General features: G+C 72.2%; 17 protein-coding genes and 1 pseudogene. 10 read left to right on the top strand and 8 right to left on the bottom strand.

Annotated features, from left to right (window positions below; all coding sequences use genetic code 11):
- The first annotated feature begins 88 nt into the window (after nt 1–88).
- The gene (locus tag ACVWNX_RS09925; RefSeq protein ID WP_454413534.1) at nt 89–685 is read left to right on the top strand and encodes a GNAT family N-acetyltransferase; all 597 of its coding nucleotides are present in this window, start codon (nt 89–91) and stop codon (nt 683–685) included.
- Nucleotides 686–771: 86 nt separating this feature from the next.
- Here the strand turns inward: ACVWNX_RS09925 and sodN are convergent, their stop codons facing one another.
- On the bottom strand, nt 772–1,167 hold the full coding sequence (gene sodN / locus ACVWNX_RS09920) for a superoxide dismutase, Ni (protein WP_454413533.1): 396 nt from the start codon (nt 1,165–1,167) through the stop codon (nt 772–774).
- 175 nt (nt 1,168–1,342) lie between these two features.
- Between sodN and sodX the strand changes: the two are divergent.
- A pseudogene (sodX, locus tag ACVWNX_RS09915) lies at nt 1,343–1,804 on the top strand (nickel-type superoxide dismutase maturation protease); the annotation flags it as partial.
- Here sodX and ACVWNX_RS09910 read toward each other — a convergent pair.
- Nucleotides 1,714–2,337 (bottom strand): CGNR zinc finger domain-containing protein, encoded by a 624-nt coding sequence (locus ACVWNX_RS09910; RefSeq protein ID WP_454413532.1) that lies wholly within the window; start codon nt 2,335–2,337, stop codon nt 1,714–1,716. The pseudogene sodX and the gene ACVWNX_RS09910 overlap by 91 nt on opposite strands.
- Nucleotides 2,338–2,465: 128 nt before the next feature.
- Here ACVWNX_RS09910 and ACVWNX_RS09905 point away from each other — a divergent pair, with 128 nt between their 5' ends.
- On the top strand, nt 2,466–3,227 hold the full coding sequence (locus tag ACVWNX_RS09905; protein WP_454413531.1) for a class I SAM-dependent methyltransferase: 762 nt from the start codon (nt 2,466–2,468) through the stop codon (nt 3,225–3,227).
- A gap of 502 nt (nt 3,228–3,729) precedes the next feature.
- On the opposite strand, the gene ACVWNX_RS09900 is transcribed toward ACVWNX_RS09905, so the two are convergent.
- From ACVWNX_RS09900 to ACVWNX_RS09890, 3 genes are read right to left on the bottom strand one after another with little or no spacing between them, the layout of a single operon-like run.
- Nucleotides 3,730–4,491 (bottom strand): amino acid ABC transporter ATP-binding protein, encoded by a 762-nt coding sequence (locus ACVWNX_RS09900; protein ID WP_454413530.1) that lies wholly within the window; start codon nt 4,489–4,491, stop codon nt 3,730–3,732.
- A complete protein-coding gene (locus tag ACVWNX_RS09895; RefSeq protein WP_454413529.1) occupies nt 4,488–5,429 on the bottom strand; it encodes an amino acid ABC transporter permease in 942 nt (313 codons plus the stop codon). Before ACVWNX_RS09895 ends, ACVWNX_RS09900 begins: the two co-directional genes overlap by 4 nt.
- 44 nt (nt 5,430–5,473) lie before the next feature.
- Nucleotides 5,474–6,451 carry an ABC transporter substrate-binding protein gene (locus tag ACVWNX_RS09890; RefSeq protein ID WP_454413528.1) on the bottom strand — a complete coding sequence of 326 codons (978 nt, stop codon included), beginning with the start codon at nt 6,449–6,451 and terminating at the stop codon, nt 5,474–5,476.
- Nucleotides 6,452–7,026: 575 nt separating this feature from the next.
- Between ACVWNX_RS09890 and ACVWNX_RS09885 the strand changes: the two genes are divergently transcribed.
- From ACVWNX_RS09885 to ACVWNX_RS09860, 6 genes are all read left to right on the top strand, one after another.
- Nucleotides 7,027–8,292, top strand: a complete 1,266-nt coding sequence (locus ACVWNX_RS09885; protein ID WP_454413527.1) for an NAD(P)-dependent malic enzyme — start codon at nt 7,027–7,029, stop codon at nt 8,290–8,292.
- Nucleotides 8,293–8,556: 264 nt separating this feature from the next.
- Nucleotides 8,557–9,519, top strand: a complete 963-nt coding sequence (locus tag ACVWNX_RS09880; protein WP_454413526.1) for a zinc-binding dehydrogenase — start codon at nt 8,557–8,559, stop codon at nt 9,517–9,519.
- A 242-nt stretch (nt 9,520–9,761) separates the two neighbouring features.
- A complete protein-coding gene (locus ACVWNX_RS09875; RefSeq protein ID WP_454413525.1) occupies nt 9,762–10,550 on the top strand; it encodes an RNA polymerase sigma factor in 789 nt (262 codons plus the stop codon).
- Complete coding sequence (locus tag ACVWNX_RS09870; protein ID WP_454413524.1) at nt 10,547–11,713, top strand: CU044_5270 family protein; 1,167 nt, start codon at nt 10,547–10,549, stop codon at nt 11,711–11,713. The genes ACVWNX_RS09875 and ACVWNX_RS09870 overlap by 4 nt, the downstream gene beginning before the upstream one ends.
- A gap of 126 nt (nt 11,714–11,839) precedes the next feature.
- On the top strand, nt 11,840–12,049 hold the full coding sequence (locus ACVWNX_RS09865) for a helix-turn-helix domain-containing protein (protein ID WP_454413523.1): 210 nt from the start codon (nt 11,840–11,842) through the stop codon (nt 12,047–12,049).
- The gene (locus tag ACVWNX_RS09860) at nt 12,049–12,654 is read left to right on the top strand and encodes a Clp protease N-terminal domain-containing protein (protein WP_454413522.1); all 606 of its coding nucleotides are present in this window, start codon (nt 12,049–12,051) and stop codon (nt 12,652–12,654) included. The genes ACVWNX_RS09865 and ACVWNX_RS09860 overlap by 1 nt, the downstream gene beginning before the upstream one ends.
- Before the next feature lie 237 nt (nt 12,655–12,891).
- On the opposite strand, the gene ACVWNX_RS09855 is transcribed toward ACVWNX_RS09860, so the two are convergent.
- Together ACVWNX_RS09855 and ACVWNX_RS09850 are read right to left on the bottom strand one after the other, a co-directional pair.
- Nucleotides 12,892–14,058 (bottom strand): PadR family transcriptional regulator, encoded by a 1,167-nt coding sequence (locus ACVWNX_RS09855; RefSeq protein ID WP_454413521.1) that lies wholly within the window; start codon nt 14,056–14,058, stop codon nt 12,892–12,894.
- A 1-nt stretch (nt 14,059) separates the two neighbouring features.
- Nucleotides 14,060–14,944 carry a DUF4097 family beta strand repeat-containing protein gene (locus ACVWNX_RS09850; protein WP_454413520.1) on the bottom strand — a complete coding sequence of 295 codons (885 nt, stop codon included), beginning with the start codon at nt 14,942–14,944 and terminating at the stop codon, nt 14,060–14,062.
- A 237-nt stretch (nt 14,945–15,181) separates the two neighbouring features.
- On the opposite strand from ACVWNX_RS09850, the gene ACVWNX_RS09845 reads away from it, so the two are divergent.
- Entirely contained in the window at nt 15,182–15,910 is a 729-nt protein-coding gene (locus ACVWNX_RS09845) for a hypothetical protein (protein ID WP_454413518.1), read from the top strand.
- 757 nt (nt 15,911–16,667) lie between these two features.
- On the opposite strand, the gene ACVWNX_RS09840 is transcribed toward ACVWNX_RS09845, so the two are convergent.
- On the bottom strand, nt 16,668–16,847 hold the full coding sequence (locus tag ACVWNX_RS09840; protein WP_128557595.1) for a DUF6104 family protein: 180 nt from the start codon (nt 16,845–16,847) through the stop codon (nt 16,668–16,670).
- Between the last annotated feature and the right edge of the window lie 51 nt (nt 16,848–16,898).

Genomic DNA, 16,898 nt, shown 5'->3' with positions numbered 1-16,898 from the left:
TCCGGTCCGCCCGGGTGCGGGGCCGTCGAGGCGTGTGGGGTTCAATGAGGGCTTCCGGTACGGAAGTTGTATGGGAGGCGGCAGACGTATGAGTGTGGGAATCAGGACGGCGGGGGAAGCGGACCGGGAGACGGTGGTCCGGCTGCTCAGCGCGGCGTTCCGGGGCGATCCGGTCAGCACCTGGCTGTTCCCGGAGCCGGGTGACTTCGACCGCAAGCACGATCTGATGATGGGCGGTCTGCTGGACATCGTCCTGGCGACCGGCCGGGTCGACCTCGTCGAGGACGAGTCCGCCGTCGCGCTCTGGCTGACCATGCCCGAGGGCGGCCACGAGGAGGACGAGGACGGTCCCGCGCGGCTGCGGGAGGCGATCGACCCCGCCAACGAGCGGATCGAGCGGTTCGCCAGGCTGACCACGGAGTTCCACCCCACCCACGCGGCCCACGAGTACCTGTGGCTGATCGCCGTGGACCCGGACCGCCAGGGCGAGGGGCTGGGGGGCACCCTGATCAGCTCCGCCCTGGAGCGCTGCGACCGTGAGGGCACCGCCGCGTACCTGGAGGCCAGCAGCGCCCGCAGCCGCGAGCTGTACCGGCGGCTGGGCTTCCGGGTCCTCGACCCGGTCCTGGAACTGCCGGACGGCCCGACGGTGTGGCCGATGTGGCGGGACGCCGCCGGGGCCTGAAGGGCCGGTACGGGTGAGGGGTCCGGTCTCCACCGGAGACCGGACCCCTCACGCGCGTCTTCGCGGGCGCGTCGGCCCGGCGGGCCTCAGCCCTGCTTGGTCTCCCAGAAGATCTTGTCGACCTGGGCGATGTAGTCCAGGGCCTTCTGGCCGGTCGCCGGGTCGGTGGACGCCTTCGCGGCCGACAGGGCCTTGAGGGCGTCGTTGACCAGCTGGTGCAGCTCGGGGTACTTCTCGAAGTGCGGCGGCTTGAAGTAGTCGCTCCACAGGACCGACACATGGTGCTTGGCCAGTTCCGCGCGCTGCTCCTTGATGACCGTGGCGCGGGCCTGGAAGTGCGGGTCGTCGTTGGCGGCCATCTTGTCCTGCACGGCCTTGACCGACTCGGCCTCGATGCGGGCCTGGGCGGGGTCGTACACACCGCAGGGCAGGTCGCAGTGCGCGCTGACCTTGACCCGGGGGGCGAATACTCGGGAGAGCATGGAGCCGTCCTTCCTCGTGATCGTCTTCTCAGGTGGGAGATTACTCCGTGAGGGAGGGCTTTTCGCGAGCGGCCCCGGGGCCTAGGACGAAAGTACGGGCGGCCCTGCGGCCCTCGGAGGGGCGCCCCCGGACCGTCCGGCGGAGCGCCGGGAAACCGGGGACGCGGGACATGACGACATGACGGACGGGCGAGCGGACGGGAGGCATCCGATGCCGGAGGCGGGACAGGGACCACAGACCACCGCGCCGTTCGGGGTGGCCGAGGTCGAGGGGCCCTCGATGGTGCCGACGCTGTACCACGGGGACCGGTTGCTGGTCCGCTACGGCGCCCGGGTGCGGCCGGGGCAGGTGGTCGTGCTGCGCCATCCGTTCCAGCAGGACCTGCTCGTCGTGAAGCGGGCGGTGGAGCGGCGCGGCGGCGGCTGGTGGGTCCTCGCGGACAATCCGGCGGCGGGCGGGGACAGCACGGTGTACGGGGTGGTGCCCGAGGAGTTCGTCCTGGGCCGGGTCCTCGGACGGTACCGCCCGAGGACCCGGCCACCCGGTCAGCCCCGGGCGGGGGCGCTCTCCTGGGCGCTCACCGCGGTGCGGCCGGTTCCGGCGCGCTCGGCCTCCAGACGTTTGCGGGCCCGGTAGGCGGCCACGTTGGCGCGGGTCGCGCAGCGGTCCGAGCAGTAGCGGCGGGACCGGTTGGTGGAGGTGTCCAGATAGGCGTTGCGGCACGGGGCCGCCTCGCACAGCCCGAGGCGGTCCACGCCGTACTCGGTGAGGTGGACGGCCAGGCCCATCGAGGCGATGGCGGCGTAGGCGGCCGTCGCGTTGGTGGGGTGGTCGGCCAGGTGCATGTGCCACAGCGGACGGCCGTCGTCGTCGCGCTGGTCGTGTCCGGAGATCTGCGGGCTCACCGGGAACTCCAGCAGCAGCGAGTTCAGCAGGTCCACCGCGAGCGTCTCGTCCCCGCCGTCCGCCGCCTCGAAGACCGCGCGCAGCCGGCCCCGCACCGAGCGCAGCCGGGTGACGTCGCCGTCGGTGGTCCGCCGGGCGGCGGACCGGTTGGCGCCGAACAGGTCCCGTACGGCCTCGACCGAGGTGAGCGCGTCCAGACCCCGGTCCGGCTCCTCGCTGTTGACCAGGCGTACGGCGTAATCTGCGTAATAGGCGAGTTCCACTTGTAGTCCTTACGGGCGCCGTCTATCGTCGGGTGCGTACGGTGGGTAATGAGTGCTCACCGTTCAAGGGTATTACGTTCATCGGATCGCGCTCCTCACGGCCGCGGCGAGGGAAGGGACGGGACGACATGACCGGAACCACGACCGGAACCGACTGGCGGGCCTGGCAGCGGAGCTGGGACCGTCAGCAGGAGTGGTACATGCCGGACCGCGAGGAGCGGTTCCGGATCATGCTGGACATGGTCGAGGCGGTCGTCGGGCCCGAACCCCGGGTGCTGGACCTCGCGTGCGGTACGGGGAGTATTACGGATCGACTGCTCCGGAGGTTCCCCAACGCGACAAGTACCGGCGTCGATCTCGATCCGGCGCTGCTGCTGATCGCCGAGGGCACCTTCGCGGGCGACGACCGGGTCTCCTTCGTCACCGCCGACCTCACCGACCCCGGCTGGGTCAAGGCGCTGCCCCACGACTCCTACGACGCCGTGCTCACGGCGACCGCGCTGCACTGGCTGCGACGGGACCCCCTGGAGGCCCTGTACGGACGGCTCGCCGGGGTCGTCCGGGACGGCGGGGTGTTCATGAACGCCGACCACATGGTCGACGGGGACACCCCCCGGATCAACGCGGCCGAAGGCGTGCTGCGCCGTTCCCGGCGTGACCGGGAACGGGAGGCGGGGGCGCTGGACTGGGCCGACTGGTGGGCGCTGGCCGGGGAGGATCCCGCGCTGGCGGAGGCGACCGCGCGGCGGTTCGAGATCTACGGGGAGCACGCGGAGGGGGACACGCCCTCGCTCGGCTGGCACGTGGGGGCGCTCCGGGGAGCGGGGTTCGCGGAGGCGCGGGGGGTCTGGGCCTCGCCCTCCGATGCGATGGTCCTCGCCCTTCGGTAGGGCGGGGCTCTCTTCTGGCTTCGGGGCGGGTGGTGGGTGCGGGGGCCTCTTCGTCGGCCGGTGCGGGGCCGTCGTGGTCGCTCGCGCAGTTCCCCGCGCCCCTTGGGCGGCTGGCTGTCCGTGGTGGCCTGCGGGTCCGTCGTGGGCTGGTCGCGCCGTTCCCCGCGCCCCTTTGGGGCGTCCGGGGTCCGTGGGTCGGGTGCGGGCTGGTCGTGGTCGCTCGCGCCGTTCCCCGCGCCCCTGACGGGGGGCTCCGGGTGGTCCGTCCGTAAGCCCCGGACCGCGTCGAGGCCCAGGGACCATGGCGAGGCCCCGTGAGGGGCGCGGGGAACGGCGCGAACAACCACGACGTGCCCGCGGAGGAAGACCTGGGAGAGGCGCCCCGAAAGGGGCGCGGGGAACGGCGCGACCAGCCCGGACGGACCTGCGGTGGCTCGCGGACAGCGCCCCGCGCCGCCCAGGGGGTGTGGGAACCGCGTGGTTCCCACACCCCTTCGGGGCGTCAGAGGACCTTGGAGAGGAAGGACCTGGTGCGTTCGTGCCGGGGGTTCGTCAGGACCTCGCGCGGGTCGCCGGATTCGACGACCACACCGCCGTCCATGAAGACCAGCGAGTCGCCGACCTCCCGGGCGAAGCCCATCTCATGGGTGACGACGACCATCGTCATGCCCGACTCGGCCAGGTCCCGCATCACGTCCAGCACGTCGCCGACCAGCTCCGGGTCGAGCGCCGAGGTCGGCTCGTCGAAGAGCATCAGCTTGGGGTCCATCGCGAGCGCCCGGGCGATCGCGACCCGCTGCTGCTGGCCGCCGGAGAGCTGGGACGGGTAGTTGCCCGCCTTGTCGGCGAGGCCCACCCGGGCCAGCAGCTCCCGGGCGCGCTCCCGGGCCTGGGCCCGGGACTGGCCCTTGACCTGGACCGGCGCCTCCATGATGTTCTCCAGCGCCGTCTTGTGCGGGAACAGGTTGAAGCGCTGGAACACCATGCCGATGTCCCGCCGCTTCAGCGCGACCTCGCTGTCCTTCAGCTCGTACAGCTTGTCGCCCTTCTGGCGGTAGCCGACGAGTTCCCCGTCCACGTACAGCCGCCCGGCGTTGACCTTCTCCAGGTGGTTGATGCAGCGCAGGAACGTGGACTTGCCGGAGCCGGACGGGCCGATGAGGCAGAACACCTCGCCGCGCGCGACCTCCAGGTCGATGCCCTTGAGCACCTCGACGTTGCCGTAGGACTTGTGGACGCCCTCGGCCTTCACCATCGCGGTCATGCGGTGGCCCCCTTACGGGTGGACACGGAGAACACGTTCCTCTTGACCTTCTGCCAGGGCGTGGGCGGCAGCTGACGGCTGGAGCCGCGCGCGTAGTACCGCTCGACGTAGAACTGACCGACGCTCAGCACCGAGGTCATGATCAGGTACCAGGCGGCGGCGAGGAAGAGCATCTCCACCGGGGAGCCCGAGGTCTGACCGATGTCCTGGGCGTACTTGAGTAGTTCGTAGTACTGGACCGCCGACACCAGTGAGGTCGTCTTCAACATGTTGATGACCTCGTTGCCCGTCGGGGGCACGATCACCCGCATCGCCTGCGGGATGACGATCCGGCGCAGGGTCTTCGAGTGGCTCATGCCGAGGGCGTGGGACGCCTCCGTCTGCCCCTCGTCCACCGACAGCAGACCCGCCCGGCAGATCTCCGCCATGTAGGCGGCCTCGTTGAGGCCGAGGCCGAGCAGCGCCGTCAGGAACGGCGTCATGAAGCTCGACCAGTAGTCCTTGTAGACGAAGCCGAGGTTGATGTACTCGAAGACCAGGCCCAGGTTGAACCAGACGAACAGCTGGACCAGGACCGGGGTGCCCCGGAAGAACCAGATGTAGAACCAGGCGATGGAGGAGGTCACCGGGTTCTTCGACAGCCGCATCACCGCGAGCAGCACGCCGCCGACGATGCCGATGAGCATGGACAGCGCGGTGAGCAGCAGGGTGCTGCCCACGCCCTTGACGATGCGGTCGTCGAAGAAGTAGTCCGGGACCGCGCCCCAGTTGATCTTGCCCTGGGAGAACGCGTAGACGATCGACGCGAGCAGGGCGATGGCGATCACGGCGGCGACGTACCGCCCGTAGTGCCGCACCGGGATCGCCTTGATGGCGTCCGGCCGGGAGGACGGCGCGGTCGGGGAACCGCCGCCCGTCTTGCCGATGTCAGGGGACACGGATCTTGCCTTTCGGTGGCCTTGACGCCTTCAGCGCGTACGGATCACTTGCCGCCGTTGACCACGGCCGCCTTGACGGCGCCCTCCTCGACGCCCCACTTCGCCACGATCTTGCCGTACTCGCCGTTGGCGATGATGGCGTCGAGCGCGGCCTTGAGCGCGTCACGCAGCTCGGTGTTGCCCTTGGCGACGGCGATGCCGTACGGAGCGGCGTCCACCTGCTCGCCGACCAGCTCGAAGTCCTTGCCGCCGCCGGAGGTCTTCACCGCGTAGGCCGCGACCGGGAAGTCCGAGGAACCGGCGTCCGCGCCGCCCGCGCGCAGCCGGGTCTGGGCCTGGGCGTCGGTGTCGTAGGACTCGATGGCCAGCTTCTCGCCCGACGGGCACTTCTTGGCCTGGTCCTTGGCGAGGTCGTGGGAGACCGTGCCGCGCTGCACGGCGAGCTTCTTGCCGCACAGGTCGTCCCAGGTCGCGATGGACTGGGTCTTGCCCTTGGGCGTGTAGATGGAGACGCCCGCGTTGAAGTAGTCGACGAAGTCGACGCCCTCGCCGACCTTCTTGCCGGTGTCGCCGTCGACGCCGTTCTGACGGTCCTTGGTGTCCGTCATCGCGGACATCGCGATGTCGTACCGCTTGGCGCGCAGACCGGTGATCAGGGTGTCGAACGTGCCGTTCTCGAACGTGAACTTCACCCCGAGCTGCTTGCCGAGCGCGTCGGCGATGTCCGGGTCGATGCCGGCGGTCTCGCCGGACTCGTCCTTGAACTCGACCGGCGCGTAGGCGATGTCCGAACCGACCTTGATCTCACCCTTGTCCCGGATCGCCTTGGGGAGCTTGTCGGCCAGAGGGGCGGCGGCGGCGCTCTGGCCGCCGCCCGCGTCCTTCTCCTTCGGCTTCTCCTTGGTCTGGTCACCGCAGCCGGTCAGCAGCAGCGAGCCGGCGACCGCGATCGCGCCGAACGCGGCGAGCCGTGACTGCCCGGACTTCGCGGCGAACGAGCGACGGGTGGAGCGTGCGGTCATGGTGAATCCTCCGGCGAGTGGGTGAGGTGCCGGTGGTCGGCGGGCACACACCTTCGGGTGTCGCGACCACGTGTGATTACGGCATCTTGCCATTCGTGCCTGGTCAAACAGCCCGCCCGCTATGTCAAAATCGGATAACGGGTCGCCCCGAACCCCGACAGGCCGGTACATCCCCGACCGGACCTTCTGCGGGGCCAGTTGGTTTCGACCGGAGGATCTTCGGTCGACCCCGGACGTCACGGTTTGGTTTATGGCGGCCGTTGGGTGTGCCTAGTGCGGTTTCGTGGTTCTGTCCACCCCTTCGCGATATTTGGCTATGAGTCGCGTCACCGTGAGGTCTCCGACTCGTCCGTCAAGCGGTCCGTCGGGTATGAAGGTTCTTTACACCCCTCATCAGGGGCTCAGGGCGTGCGTGCGGCGCGCCCGTCGCGTCAGGTCCGTGTGCGTTACAGCGGCTGCGTGTTCGGAGTCCGGTCTCCCAGTGCTCCGAGGACAGCGGATCCGGCGCGGTGCCCGCCCGTTCCTCTACCAGGAGCGGCCACCCTCAGGAAGTTAAGAACTAAGGGGTAAGACAAGTGGCAGCGGAGATCGTCAATCCTCGCAGCGACAGTGACAGCGGAACCCTCGGCTCCGACGCGGTCCACGACCGGACGGACGGGGCCCACGGGGGCGGTACGGAGCCCCTCGATTCCTTCGACCCGGCCTTCGCCCTGCACCGCGGCGGCAAGATGGCCGTCCAGGCGACCGTCCCCGTCCGGAACCGGGACGAGCTCTCCCTGGCCTACACGCCCGGCGTCGCCCGGGTCTGCAGCGCCATCGCCGAACAGCCCGACCTCGTCCATGACTACACCTGGAAGTCGCAGGTCGTGGCCGTGGTGACGGACGGGACCGCGGTGCTCGGGCTCGGTGACATCGGCCCCGAGGCGTCCCTGCCCGTGATGGAGGGCAAGGCCATCCTCTTCAAGCAGTTCGCCGGGGTCGACGCGGTGCCGATCGCCCTCGCGACCACCGACACCGACGAGATCATCGAGACCGTCGTCCGGCTCGCCCCGTCCTTCGGCGGCGTGAACCTGGAGGACATCTCCGCGCCGCGCTGCTTCGAGATCGAGCGCAGGCTCCAGGAACGGCTGGACATCCCGGTCTTCCACGACGACCAGCACGGCACCGCCGTCGTCACCCTCGCCGCGCTGCGCAACGCGGCCAAGCTGACCGGGCGCACCCTCGGCGAGCTGCGCGCCGTGATCTCCGGCGCCGGGGCCGCCGGGGTGGCCATCGCCAAGTTCCTGCTGGAAGCGGGCATCGGGGACGTCGCCGTCGCCGACCGCAAGGGCATCGTCAGCCGGGACCGGGACGACCTCAACCCCGCCAAGCGGGAACTGGCCGAGATCACCAACAAGGCCGGACTGAGCGGCAGCCTCAGCGCCGCGCTGGCCGGGGCGGACGTGTTCATCGGCGTCTCCGGCGGCACGGTGCCGGAGGAGGCGGTGGCGTCGATGGCGGAGCGCTCCTTCGTCTTCGCCATGGCGAACCCGGACCCCGAGGTGCACCCCACGGTCGCCCACAAGTACGCGGCCGTGGTCGCCACCGGGCGCTCCGACTTCCCCAACCAGATCAACAACGTGCTGGCGTTCCCCGGGATCTTCGCCGGGGCGCTCCAGGTGCGGGCCTCCCGGATCACCGAGGGCATGAAGATCGCCGCGGCCGACGCGCTGGCGGCGGTCGTCGGGGACGAGCTGGCCCCCGACTACGTGATCCCCTCGCCGTTCGACGAGCGGGTGGCCCCCGCGGTGACGGCCGCGGTCGCCGCCGCCGCCCGCGCGGAGGGCGTCGCCCGCCGCTAGACGCTCACCACGGTCGTCGCGTGCCGTGATCTTTGGTGCGACCATTCGCGATTTCCGTGATCTTCGTACTTCCGGCCTCCGCGCTTTCACGGCGGGGTCGTCGACAGTGGCCCGGCCCCGGGGTTCCGCCCCGGGGCCGGGCCACCGGCGCGTCCGGGGACGGCGGACAGGGCGCCGCCCCGGGCGGGGCCCGTCGGGGCGGGTGCCGTGTGTCACCCGGGGCGGGCGTTCCACCGGGCGGTGATCGGCCCTATCGTCGCGGGCATGTTCGCCGCCTACGCCGCACGCATCGACCGCGATCACCCACTGAACGGGCTCGAACTGGGGGAACGGCCCGCCCCCCGCGCCCGGGACGGCTGGACCACCGTGGACGTCCGGGCCGCCTCCCTCAACCACCACGACCTGTGGTCGCTGCGCGGGGTCGGCCTCCCCGAGGACCGGCTGCCCATGATCCTCGGCTGTGACGCCGCCGGGGTGGACCGGGACGGCAACGAGGTCGTCCTGCACTCCGTCATCGGCCAGACCGGACACGGCGTCGGCCCCCGCGAGGGCCGCTCCCTGCTGACCGAGAAGTACCAGGGCACCTTCGCCGAACAGGTCTCCGTCCCCGAGTGGAACGTCCTGCCCAAGCCGCCCGGGCTCTCCTTCGAGGAGGCCGCCTGTCTGCCGACCGCCTGGCTCACCGCGTACCGGATGCTCTTCACCAACGCCGGGGTCCGTCCCGGGGACTCCGTCCTGGTCCAGGGCGCCGGGGGCGGGGTCGCCACCGCCGCGATCGTGCTGGGGAAGGCGGCCGGGCTCCAGGTCTTCGCCACCAGCCGCGACGAGGCCAAGCGGCGACGGGCCCGGGAGCTCGGCGCGGTGGAGGCGCTGCCGACCGGCGAACGGCTGCCGCGCCGGGTGGACGCGGTGATCGAGACCGTGGGCGCCGCGACCTGGTCCCACTCCGTGCGGTCGCTGAAACCCGGCGGCACGCTGGTGATCTCCGGGGCGACCAGCGGGGACGCGCCCCCGCACGCCGAACTGACCCGGGTGTTCTTCCTGGAACTGCGGATCGTGGGTTCCACCATGGGCTCCAAGGACGAACTGGAGGACCTGCTCGCGTTCTGCGCCGCCACCGGGGTGCGCCCGGTGATCGACGAGGTGCTCCCGCTGGACCGGGCCCGCGAGGGGTTCGCGCGGATGGCGGGGGGCGAACTGTTCGGCAAGGTCGTGCTGACCGTCTGACGGTTCCAGCGTCTGACCGTTTGAGTGTCCGGCCGGTCGTCCCCGACCGTTCGATTGCCGGGCCGGGCCGGGCCGGGCTGGACTGAGCTGGGACGGGACGGAATGGGACGGACCCGGACCGGACAGGGCCAGGTCGGACCCGGACCGGATCGGGGAACGGCCGTGCGGGACGGACGGCCGTTCCTCCGTGGTGTGGCGCGGGTCACGGGAAGACGGGGTGCGGTGCCGGACAGCTCAGAGGTGTGAGCACTCATCTGCGTACCCGGGTACGGGCCGGGGAAGCGACCGCGTTCGCGGAGCTGTTCGACAGCTACGCCCGCGCGGTCTACAACCATGCCTTCCGGCTGACCGCCGACTGGTCCACGGCCGAGGACGTGATGGCCGCGACCTTCCTGGAAGCGTGGCGGCTGCGCGACCGGGTGGAGCCCGAAGGCGGCTCCCTACGGCCGTGGCTGCTGGGCATCGCCACCAACACCGCGCGCAACCAGTACCGCAGCAACCGGCGTTACCGGGCCGCCGCGAACGCCGCGGCGGCCGCCGAACTGGCGGTGCCCGACCACGCCGACGAGGTGGCCGCCCGCGTCGACGACCGGGTCCGGCTGGCCGACGCGCTGCACGCCCTCGCCCGGCTGCGCCGCCCGGAGCGCGAGGTCGTCGCCCTCTGCCTGGGGGAGGGGCTGGACTACGAGAGCGCGGCGGAGGCCCTCGGCATCCCGGTGGGAACCGTCGCCTCCCGGCTCTCCCGGGCCCGTCGCAAGCTGCGCGGGCTGGTCGAGGACGGTCCGGGCCGCCGCTCCGGGGCCGGGGCCGGGTCCACCACGGCCGGGCCCGGTTCCGGCACGGGCTCCGGCTCCGGCGCGGGCGTCGGCATGCGCTCCTCCGGGGCCACGGCCGGGACCGGCCCGTTCGCGGCCGGAGGCGGGAAGAAGTCCGGGGAAGTTCCCGGAAAACGGGAAGGCGGCCGTCCCGTCCGACAGACAAGAGGTGATCACGCCCATGTGATCCGGCCCGTGCAGGGAGGAAACCGATGAACGCGAACACGCCGCGGCGCAATCCGGCCGAGTGGCGGGAGGGGGCTCAGCTCCTCTCCCGGACGGCGCGCGATCTGCCGACGGGCCGTCACCAGTTCCACAAGGAGCGTCTGATGGCCCGGATCGAAGAACAGCAGGTGGAGCAGGACCAGCACGAGCGGAAGGCCCCGGTGGGGCGGCCCGGCGAGCGCGGTTCGGGAACGTGGGGTCCGTGGGGCGCCCGGGACGCGGACACGGACCGGGGCGGGCGCCGTCTCCGGCTGCTCCGCCCGGCGGTCGCGCTTCCCTTGGCGGCGGCCGTCGTGGCCGGAGTGGTCGTGGCGGGCACCGTGCTGAACGACGGCGGCGGGGTCCGCAAGGGCGTCGCCACCGTCCACCTCCCGACCACCCGGATCGACACCGCGACCAGTGAGGGGGTGCCGCAGCTGCTCGACCGCGTCTCCCTGGCCGCGGCCAGGTCCCCGCACTCGGACGTCCGGCCCGGCCAGTACGTGTACATCGAGTCCAAGGTCGCCGACGCCTATGTGAGCGTCGTCGAGGGCGAGGCCAGCATGGGCAGTCATCCGCTGCACCGCCGGCAGATCTGGAAGTCGGCCGACGGCACCAAGGGCTGGCTGATCGACCCCGCCGTCAACGAGGGCCCCGAGGGGGAGACCTTGAGCCTGCCCGACGAGCGGGGCGAGATCCCCGAGGCCAGCCTGAACGCCCCCTCGTACGACTACCTGGCCGGTCTGACCACCGACCCCGACGAACTGCTGGCCCTCATCTACAAGGAGACCGAGGGGCAGGGCCGTACGCCCCACCAGCAGGCGTTCACCACCATCGGCGACCTCCTGGGCGAGAGCTATCCGCCGGCGCGGCTCTACCCGGCGCTGTTCCGCGCGGCCAAGAAGATCCCCGGTGTCGTCGTGGTGCCGGACGTCGAGGACGCCATCGGACGGAAGGGGGTGGCGGTGGCCCGGCTGGACAAGACGAGCGGTCAGCGGGAGGAGTGGATCTTCGACAAGAAGACCCATGTCTTCCTGGGCGAGCGCGTGGTCCAGGTGCTGCCGGCCACCGGGGAGGACGCCGTGATCAAGCCCGGGCAGGTGACCCACCTCAGCGCGATCCTGAAGCGGGCCGTCGTCGACGGGATGAAGCGGACCCCGGGACGGAAGGGCTGACCCACCCCGGGCCTCTCGTACGGTGCGGGGCGGCGGCGATGGCCGGCCGTCGTCCCGCCCGCTCCCCTCGACCGCGCTTGTCAATTCTGGTTGACGGTCGACATCTGTCAATGTACGTTGACAGGCATGACCGAAGCAACGGATCTCGCCGCGCGGGCCGGTGATCGTGACCCCCGGATCGGACTGCGGGCGGTCGTCGCGCTGCGGCAGCTGCTGGAACGGCTGGAAGCCGTGCAGGTGCGCAGCGCACGACAGCAGGGCTGGTCGTGGCAGGAGATCGCCACGGAGCTGGGGGTCAGTCGTCAGGCGGTCCACAAGAAACACGGGAGGCAGTGATGTTCGAACGGTTCACCGGGGACGCGCGGGCCGTCGTGACCGGCGCGGTCGGTCACGCCGAGCGGGCGGGCGAGCGGACCGTGGGGGAGGAACATCTGTTGCTCGCCCTGCTGGACCGGGACTCCGGTACGGCCGCCGCCGTCCTGGTCGCGCTCGGCGCCGACCGGCGACGGGAGTCCATGGTGCGGGCGCTCTCCGACGCGCGCCGCAGGGCCGGGCTGTCCCGCGCCGACTCCGACGCGCTGGCCGGGCTGGGCATCGACCTCGAACAGGTGGTGGAACAGGTCGAGGGCGGCCATGGTGCCGGGGCGCTGGACCCCGGGGCCGCCGCGCCCGGCGCGCCGTCCCGTCAGCGGGGCTGGTTCACCGGGCCCCGGTTCTCCCCTGAGGCGAAGGCCGTACTGCGGCGGGCCCTGCGGGGAGCGCTGGAGCGTCGGGAGCGGGAGATCGGCGACCAGCACATGCTGCTGGCGCTGACCGTCCGCCCCGGGGTGGTCTCCGAGGTCCTCTCCGATCACGGGGTGGGTCCGGGGGACGTACGGCGTGTGCTGTCCGCCGGGTCCGCTCCGGATGAGGGCTCAGGCGGCGGGCGCCGCGCCGCCTGAGGGGAGTCCGCGACGGGGACGCCCACAGGGGGCCTGGAGCGATTCGGGGTACCCCGGGCGTCCCGGGTGCGGGCGCCCAGGTACCCCAGATGTCTCAGGTGCCCCAGGCGTCCCGGACATCCAAACGTCCCGGGCGTTCTGGGCGTCCAGGTCGGTTGAGGTTGCCTGGGGCGGGTCCGGGGCGGCCGGGCGGTCCCGGCCGCTGGACGGGCCCGCCCCGGACCGCCCTCGACGTGCCTAGGCGTCCCTGTCTCTCACCGCGCCGGGGCGCAGCGTCGCGGCGATATGGGCCGCCGCCGTGGAGAGGTGACGTCGGGCCTCCCGGAACTGGTCCTCCGTGACGCCGCGGTCCCGGGCGGCGTCCCGGATGTCATCGCGGAAACGGTCGAGGAGGCGGTCCAGGTCGCGGGCCGGGTTCCCCGAGGGGGGCTGCTCGGACCACTCCGGCGCGTAGCCCATGGGGAAGTCCGCCGGGGTCTGTGTGTAGTCGGGGCGCTCCGGGCCGTCGGCGCTCTTCCGGCTCTCGGGGGCGTCGGCCGCCCCGGAGGCCGCCGAGTGCTCGCCCCCGGACTGCCCGGGCTGCCCTGCGGGCTCGGACTCCGGGGCCCGGCCGGTGGGGTCGTTCTGCGGGGCCGGGCGGTCCTTGCCGAACTCGCCGAACTCGCGGACCAGTTCGGACAGCCCCTCGCGCACGCCCGAGGGCCAGTCCCCGCGCTGGAAGTGCGACTGCACCTGTTCCTGGACCCGCTTGGCGATCCGCTGGACCTCCTGCTGGGCCTGGGCCTGCGCCTCCTGCGCCTGGTGGCGGGCGCGCTGGGCCTCGTCGCGGGCCCGACGGCTCTCGTCCTTCGCCCGGCGGGCCTGCTCCTTCCACTCCTGCCGGGCGCGCTTCAGCTCCTCCTTCGTCCGCTGCCACGCCTCCGTGTCGGCCCACCCCCCGTCGAGGAAGTCGGAGGGGTCGGGGAAGCCGCCCCGGTCGTGCGCCCCGCCCGCCGAGCCGGAGGACGCCCCGGAGGAGCGCGCCTGCTTGGCCGCCGCGCGCATGTCGCGACGGAGGTCGCCCGCCGAGGTGCGGACGTCGTCACGGATCTCGGCGGCCAGTTCGGCGACCGATTCACGGATCTCCAGTTCCAGATCGGCCAGCTCGCCGCCGCGTCCGGCCAGTTCGGCGCGGCCCGCGTCGGTGATCGAGTAGACCTTGCGGCCGCCCTCGGTGGTGTGGGTGACCAGCCCTTCGGCCTCCAGCTTGGCCAGCCTGGGGTACACCGTCCCGGCGGAGGGCGCGTAGAGGCCCTGGAAGCGCTCCTCCAGGAGGCGGATCACCTCGTAGCCGTGGCGGGGGGCCTCGTCCAGCAGCTTGAGGAGGTAGAGGCGCAGACGGCCGTGGGCGAAGACGGGAGGCATGTCACAGCACCTTCTGCTCGGAGCCGTGCCCGGTGGGGGCGGCGGTGGTCGGGGCGTCGGGGTGGTCGGCGCGGGGGCGGCGGAGCAGGGCGATCGCCCCGGAGACGGTGGTCGCCTTCAGGGTGCCGTTGCCCTCGCCCAGCCGTCCGGTGATCCGCTTGGCGCCCCACTGGCCGCTGACCCTCAGGTCCTCGAAGTGGGTGGAGACATGGCCGCTGGCCGAGTTCGCCTCCACCTCGGCGTCCGCCGGGTGCGGCAGTCTGATCGCGATCTCGCCCGAGACGCTGTTCAGCCGGACGTCGGTGGGGTCGTCGGCCGGGTCGATGTCCACGATCATGGAGCCGCTGACCGACTCGGCCCGGACCGGGGCGCCGGAACCCTCGACGACCGTCAGATCGCCCGAAACGGAGCTGAACCGCAGGGCGCCCGTCAGGCTCTTGACCTCGATGTTCCCCGAGACGGTCTCCACGCGGACCGTGCCGCCGAGGCCGACGAGCGTGGTGTCGCCCGTGACGCTCTTGACCTCCGTGTGCCCCTCCACGCCGGAGACGACGGCTCCGGCGCCGACGACGCTGACCTCCACCCGGGTGGACGCCGGGACCACCAGGGAGACCACCGCGCTGTGGCGCAGCCCCATGTGGCTCAGTAGCCCGACCAGCCCCTTCCTGGTCAGGTCCTCGTAGGTCACCGTCAGGACGCCGTCCTCCTCGTGCGTCACGATCAGGGGCGGGCCCTTGACCTCGGAGACCTGGAGCCGGGTGGAACCTCCGTCGGTACCCACCACGTTCACCGTTCCGTTGGCCACGCGCACGCGGAGCGTCGTGACCGGGGCGTCGAAGTCGAGCCGCCGGGGAGTGGCGATGGACCACTCGGACGTGTCGGACATGGTGCTGACCTCCCTCAACCGGGAATGGACGCGCCATATCGCGTCTTCTGCAATACACGATATATCGTGGATCGCCGGGGTCAAGTACCCGGAGGGGTTCTCTCGCCTCTTCTCGCTTCCTCTCCCTCCTCTCCTGTCCGTCACGAGCCGCTCCGGGACGGATGCCCGTGATGCGCGGGGTGTCCGTCGGTGAGGGGGAGTGCGGCGTTCCCGACCGATGTGATCTAGCGTGGGGGCATGCTGTCCGACCCGAAGCCCGTGACCGGCGCCCTGCTGCTGTGCAGGGCGGAGCCCGAGACCGTCACCGCCGCGGCCCGGCTGCTGCGCGAACCGTTCGTCTGCGTCCCCGCCGGGGACGGCTGGACCGCGCTGGTGCCCGAGACCTCGCCCTGGCTCGACGACGGCGACCCGGTGGACCGGGTGGTGGCGGGCTGGGCCGGGGCGCTCGCCGTCGGCGGGCAGTGGGCCGTGCTGGCGCTGTGGTGGGACCCCGAGCACAGCGGGTTCGTGCTCGCCTCCGGGTTCCGGCGGTCGGTGGGGTTCGAGTGGCTCGCCGCGGGGACCCCGGTGGGCGAGGTCGAGGCGGTCCACACCTTCGCCCTGCGCCTGGGGCTCGACCCGGTGCTGGACGTCCAGGCCCTGGAGGAACTGGCCCGGCCGGACTCCGACGCCGACGCGCGGGCCCGGCTCATCGGGCTGGTCGCGGTGCTGGCCCGGACCGGTCTGGTGCTGCCGCCCGGACTGGCGCCCGGGGGCCCGATGGGGGCGCTCCGCGCGGTCGCCGTCGAGTACGAGGTGCGGGACGCCGCGTGGTGGACCCTGCCGGTGCGGGCGCTTTCGGCGGCCCAGCTGGTGCTGGGGGCGCCGATGGCGGTCTGGGGGGTGCGGACCCGGCGGGGGGCCTGGGTGGTGGCGGGGGGAGTGCTCGTCGCCTCCGGCGTGGTGGGGTTGCGGCGCTCGCACTGAGGTTTCGGGCGGGGCCCGGGTGCGGGTGCGCTGGTGCTGGCCCGCGCTGTTCCCCGCGTTCCCTTGCGGGGCGTCGTGGTGGGTTCGGTGCGTTGGCCGGTGCGGGTGCGTTCGGGGTTGCCCGCGCCGTTCCCCGCGCCCCTCGGCCGGGTTGCTGCCCGTGATCCCGTGCGGGCTGTCGTGGGTTGCTCGCGCCGTTCCCCGCGCCCCTCGGTCGGGTTGCTGCCCGTGATTCCGTGCGGGTCGTCGTGGGTTGCTCGCGCAGTTCCCCGCGCCCCTTACGGGGTGCCTTCCGCAGGTCTTCGTCTGCGGGCGCGTCGTGGTTGTTCGCGCCGTTCCCCGCGCCCCTCGGTCGGGTTGCTGCCTGTGATTCCGTGCGGGTCGTCGTGGGTTGCTCGCGCCGTTCCCCGCGCCCCTTACGGGGCCCTGTCATGGGTTCCGGGGCGTCCGGCGCGGGCCGGGGCTACGCGACCGGGACCATCAGAGCGCCCCGTCAGGGGCGCGGGGAACGGCGCGAGCGACCACCGAGCATCCGCAGGTGACCACGGGCGGCAACCCGGTCAAGGGGCGCGGGGAACTGCGCGAACAGCCACCACGGACCAGCGGCGGACCGACGACAGTGACCCACCCAGGGGGGCGGGCAGCCACCGCGCACCCGCGGTCGAAGACGGGTTCCGGGAGGCGGCCCCGACCGGGGCGCGGGGAACCGCGCCGCTTCAGGGCGCGGGGACGCGTCCTGCGCAGGGGCCCGGCCGGGTCAGTCCTCGTCCTCGTCGTCCAGGCGGGCGAGCCACGTCGCGAGGCGTTCCACGGGGACCTCGAAGTCGGGGTTCAGGTCCACGAAGGTCCGCAGCTGCTCGGCGAGCCACTCGAAGGTGACCTCCTCCTCGCCACGCCGCTTCTCCAGTTCCTCGATGCCCCGGTCGGTGAAGTACACGGTTCCGCTCCTGCTCAGGACCCTACGGTTGGTCCCCTCAGGGTACGGCCC

The organism is Streptomyces sp. JNUCC 64 (genome assembly GCF_054484115.1).
This window is presented reverse-complemented; position numbering and strand designations above follow the sequence as displayed.

What these genes read in the sequence shown, in the direction of transcription:
- ACVWNX_RS09855 (WP_454413521.1), bottom strand. Translation starts at nt 14,058, where the DNA reads ATGCCTCCCGTCTTCGCCCACGGCCGTCTGCGCCTCTACCTCCTCAAG.
- ACVWNX_RS09925 (WP_454413534.1), top strand. Translation starts at nt 89, where the DNA reads ATGAGTGTGGGAATCAGGACGGCGGGGGAAGCGGACCGGGAGACGGTG.
- ACVWNX_RS09900 (WP_454413530.1), bottom strand. Translation starts at nt 4,491, where the DNA reads ATGACCGCGATGGTGAAGGCCGAGGGCGTCCACAAGTCCTACGGCAAC.
- ACVWNX_RS09880 (WP_454413526.1), top strand. Translation starts at nt 8,557, where the DNA reads ATGTTCGCCGCCTACGCCGCACGCATCGACCGCGATCACCCACTGAAC.
- ACVWNX_RS09860 (WP_454413522.1), top strand. Translation starts at nt 12,049, where the DNA reads ATGTTCGAACGGTTCACCGGGGACGCGCGGGCCGTCGTGACCGGCGCG.
- ACVWNX_RS09870 (WP_454413524.1), top strand. Translation starts at nt 10,547, where the DNA reads ATGAACGCGAACACGCCGCGGCGCAATCCGGCCGAGTGGCGGGAGGGG.
- sodN (WP_454413533.1), bottom strand. Translation starts at nt 1,167, where the DNA reads ATGCTCTCCCGAGTATTCGCCCCCCGGGTCAAGGTCAGCGCGCACTGC.
- ACVWNX_RS09845 (WP_454413518.1), top strand. Translation starts at nt 15,182, where the DNA reads ATGCTGTCCGACCCGAAGCCCGTGACCGGCGCCCTGCTGCTGTGCAGG.
- ACVWNX_RS09890 (WP_454413528.1), bottom strand. Translation starts at nt 6,451, where the DNA reads ATGACCGCACGCTCCACCCGTCGCTCGTTCGCCGCGAAGTCCGGGCAG.
- ACVWNX_RS09905 (WP_454413531.1), top strand. Translation starts at nt 2,466, where the DNA reads ATGACCGGAACCACGACCGGAACCGACTGGCGGGCCTGGCAGCGGAGC.
- ACVWNX_RS09850 (WP_454413520.1), bottom strand. Translation starts at nt 14,944, where the DNA reads ATGTCCGACACGTCCGAGTGGTCCATCGCCACTCCCCGGCGGCTCGAC.
- ACVWNX_RS09865 (WP_454413523.1), top strand. Translation starts at nt 11,840, where the DNA reads ATGACCGAAGCAACGGATCTCGCCGCGCGGGCCGGTGATCGTGACCCC.